This is a genomic window from Deferribacterota bacterium (genome assembly GCA_034189185.1).
Taxonomy (GTDB): Bacteria; Chrysiogenota; Deferribacteres; order Deferribacterales; family UBA228; genus UBA228.
Genome location: JAXHVM010000170.1, coordinates 1 through 3,775 on the forward strand (window position 1 = coordinate 1; position 3,775 = coordinate 3,775).

The following is a 3,775-nucleotide window of genomic DNA, read 5'->3' on the forward strand; positions in this document are numbered from 1 at the left end:
ATAAAATAACCGTTGATGATAAAGGTGATAAGATTTTTTATATAGAGAGTATTACAGGTAGAACATACAAAGTTGAAGGTGCCTACTATCTATCAAATGTTTTAATGCAATTATCGTTAGCTAAAGAAGAAAATAAACAAATAATGTTATTAAGACCTTACTATATTTATGAAAATCCAGTTGATAGGACAAGTAGAATGATAAGGGAACTTTTTTGGGATGGCCTTACCAGAAGAATTGATGAGGAACATTTACCGCAAGTTTTAAAGGATGAAAAAGTTGAGTCAGATTATTATTATTTATATGTGCCCTATAATGATAGGTTGGGCTATAATTATTTTAGCAATGTAGCCAATAATAACAAGGAATTAAATATGAAGGTTGAGCTATTGCCAGAGGTTGTAACGTCTGAATATGTGAGAGATCTAGGAGATGAACCAAGTAGGCATGGCCTATTGAGTCTTGCTTTAGAGAAAAACAATAATGGAACTTATGAAGGAGTTCCCTTTGTTGTGCCTGGTGGACGCTTTAATGAGATGTATGGATGGGATAGTTATTTTATAAATAGAGGTCTTTTGTTAGATAGTAAATTTGAGCTAGTAATTGGTATGGTTAAGAATTTTATGTATGAAATTGAATATTATGATAAAATTTTAAATGCTAACAGAACATATTATTTAACAAGATCACAGCCACCCCTTTTTACTTCAATGCTTACAGAGCTAAACAATAAGATTCCTAATAAACAGTTGTTATATGATGCACTAAATCTTGCAATAAAAGAATATAATAATGTATGGATGACAAAGCCAAAATTAACGGATATTGGACTTTCTAGATATTATGGTACAGGCCTAGGAATTCCCCCTGAAACTGAAGAAGGGCATTATGACTGGCTTCTTAAAGGTTACACAAATAGATATAATATGGATATAGAAGAGTTTGAAAAAATGTATAATGAAGGAGCGATAGATGTGCCTGAATTAGACGAATATTTTATCCATGATAGATGCATGCGTGAATCTGGGCATGATACAACTTATAGATGGACAGTTGATGGTAAAGATAGATGTGCTGATTTTGTTACTGTAGATTTAAACAGCCTTCTATACAAGTATGAGATAGATATAGCTAGTGTCATTGATAATTATTTTAACGGAGAAATAGAGTTATATGATGGAACAATTACTACTTCAGAGGAATGGTATGTAAAAGCAAATAAGAGAAAAAAGTTGATATTGAATTATTTATGGGATGAAGAAGAAAATTTGTTTTTCGATTATAACATAGTAGATAATGAGAGAAGTGATTATATAAGTGCTACAACATTTTATCCTTTATGGGCTATTCATCCAGATGATGAATCTGCGTACATTATTGATAAAGAAAAAGCAGGACAATTAATATCAAAAGCTCTCAGTTATTTAGAAGAAGCTGGTGGTATTGTTGCTACCGCTAAAGAATTTGCATATAAAGCTGGCCAAGATACGCTAGAGAGACAATGGGACTATCCATATGGTTGGGCACCACACCAGATGATTACTTGGAGAGCACTTTTAAATTATGGATTTGAAGATGAAGCTCATAGATTAATTTATAAGTGGTTATATACTATTACTAAGAATGCTGCTGATTATAATGGAACAATACCTGAAAAATACAACGTAGCAACAAGAAGTCACAAAGTTTTTATAAGCTATGGAAATGTTGGTACTGAATTTGACTATATAACAAGAGAAGGCTTTGGTTGGATGAATGCATCCTATCAAGAGGGATTAAGTTTATTACCAAATAATCTGATTGAAAAATTAAGGGATTTAATACCACCAGAGGATATATTTTAATTTCATCTTGATTTATTTAATATTTTACAGAATTTAATATATAACTTAAATAATAGGGTTGTTTAAAAAAATATCTAATGAAAAGGAGGTTCTTATGGAGTTTGTAACTATTAAGAACACTGATTTAAAAGCATCTAGAGTTGCTTTAGGAACATGGGCTATTGGCGGTTGGATGTGGGGTGGAACAGAAGAAAAAGAATCAATTAAAACTATACTAAAAGCATTGGATACAGAGATTAATATGATTGATACTGCACCAGTATATGGTTTTGGAACCTCTGAAGAAATTGTTGGAAAAGCAATTAAAGAATATGGAAAAAGAGATGAGGTAATTGTTGCAACAAAAGCAGGTTTAGAATGGTCTAATGGAAATATATTCCGTAATGCTTCTAAAGAGCGCATCTTAAAAGAGATAGATGATTCCTTAAGGAGGTTAAATGTAGATTATATTGATATATATCAAATTCATTGGCCAGATAGGATGACACCTTTTGAGGAAACTGCAGAAACAATGCTGAGACTTAAAGAACAAGGAAAGATAAGAGCTATTGGGGTAAGCAATTATAACGTAGAACAAATGGAAGCTTTTGAGAAAGTTGCTGAAATTAATACACAACAGCCTCCATACAATCTTTTTGAAAGGTATATTGAAAAAGATATATTACCTTATTGTATTGATAAGGGGATTAATATCCTTGCATACGGTGCAATTTGTAGAGGGTTGTTATCAGGAAAAATGACCAAAGATAGAGAGTTTAAGGGAGATGATTTAAGAAAAAGTGACCCAAAATTCCAAGGGGAGCGTTTTGAAAGTTATTTAGAGTGTGTTAATAAATTGAATGATTTTGCTAAAAACAAATACAATAGAGAGGTTATACATCTAGCTGTAAGATGGATCTTAGATAAAACAAAAATAGGTATTGCACTCTGGGGAGCAAGAAAGCCGTCACAACTAGATAATATAGATGGTATCTTTGGATGGCATTTAAATGAGAGTGATTTCAAAGAAATTGATAAAATAATTGAAGAAACTGTAAAGGATCCAGTTGGCCCAGAATTTATGGCACCACCTCATAGAGATGGCAAATAAGATTGTTTTTGGCTTATGAAAACTAGTTATAACGTATTTGATGAGCTTAAAGAAAAATTAAAAGGGGATCTTTTTACTGATGCACTTAGTAGATATTTATTATCTACTGATGGCAGTATGTATCTTAGGAATCCACTAGGAATAGTATATCCTAGAGATGAGGAAGATGTAAAAAACACCATCAAATTTGCAAATAATTACAATTTGGCAATTCACCCAAGAGGAGCTGGCAGTGGTTTAACAGGTGGGTCTTTAGGTGAAGGCATTGTAATCGATTTTACAAGATATATGAATAAATTAGTTGAACTGAATACTAACGAAAAATATTTTATCTGTGAACCTGGCTTTAGAGGCGGAGAGTTAAATAAGATTTTAGAAAATGTTAATTTATACTTTCCGCCTGATCCATCTAGTTTTGACTATGCATCTTTTGGGGGCATGTTTTCTACAAATGCATCAGGAGCACATTCATCTAAATATGGTAATATTAGTGATTATTTATTAGATGCTGATATTATTTTGGCTAGTGGGGAGAAGGTAAATCTAAGTACTATAAGTAAACTTGAATTTGAAGAACTACCACCATATTTGCAGGAAATATACAAGCTATACATAGAAAATATAGAACTAATAGAAGATAGTTATCCATCAGTAAAAAATAATGTCTCTGGTTATAACTTGCGAAGACTTGTTGTTAATGAAAGGCTTTTTTTACATACTCTCTTTACTGGCTCTGAAGGCACATTAGGTATAGTAACAAAATTGAAATTTAAGTTAATTGATAAACCATCCTATGACACTCTATTAGTTGCTTATTTTAATGATATATTTAGCTCGACAA

Annotated in this window: 3 protein-coding genes; all 3 read left to right on the forward strand. The window is 31.8% G+C overall.

Annotated features, from left to right (window positions below; genetic code table 11):
* Positions 1–1,844, forward strand: a 1,844-nt coding sequence (locus SVN78_09245; protein MDY6821790.1) for a trehalase family glycosidase, incomplete at its 5' end; no start/stop codon positions are given.
* Between the two features lie 94 nt (positions 1,845–1,938).
* Positions 1,939–2,934, forward strand: coding sequence for an aldo/keto reductase (locus tag SVN78_09250; protein ID MDY6821791.1), 996 nt, complete (start codon positions 1,939–1,941; stop codon positions 2,932–2,934).
* Positions 2,935–2,949: 15 nt separating this feature from the next.
* A partial coding sequence (locus SVN78_09255; protein MDY6821792.1) for an FAD-binding oxidoreductase occupies positions 2,950–3,775 on the forward strand: 826 nt, incomplete at its 3' end.

Coding starts and splice junctions, on each gene's coding strand:
- SVN78_09250 (MDY6821791.1), top strand. CDS start 1,939: ATGGAGTTTGTAACTATTAAGAACACTGATTTAAAAGCATCTAGAGTT.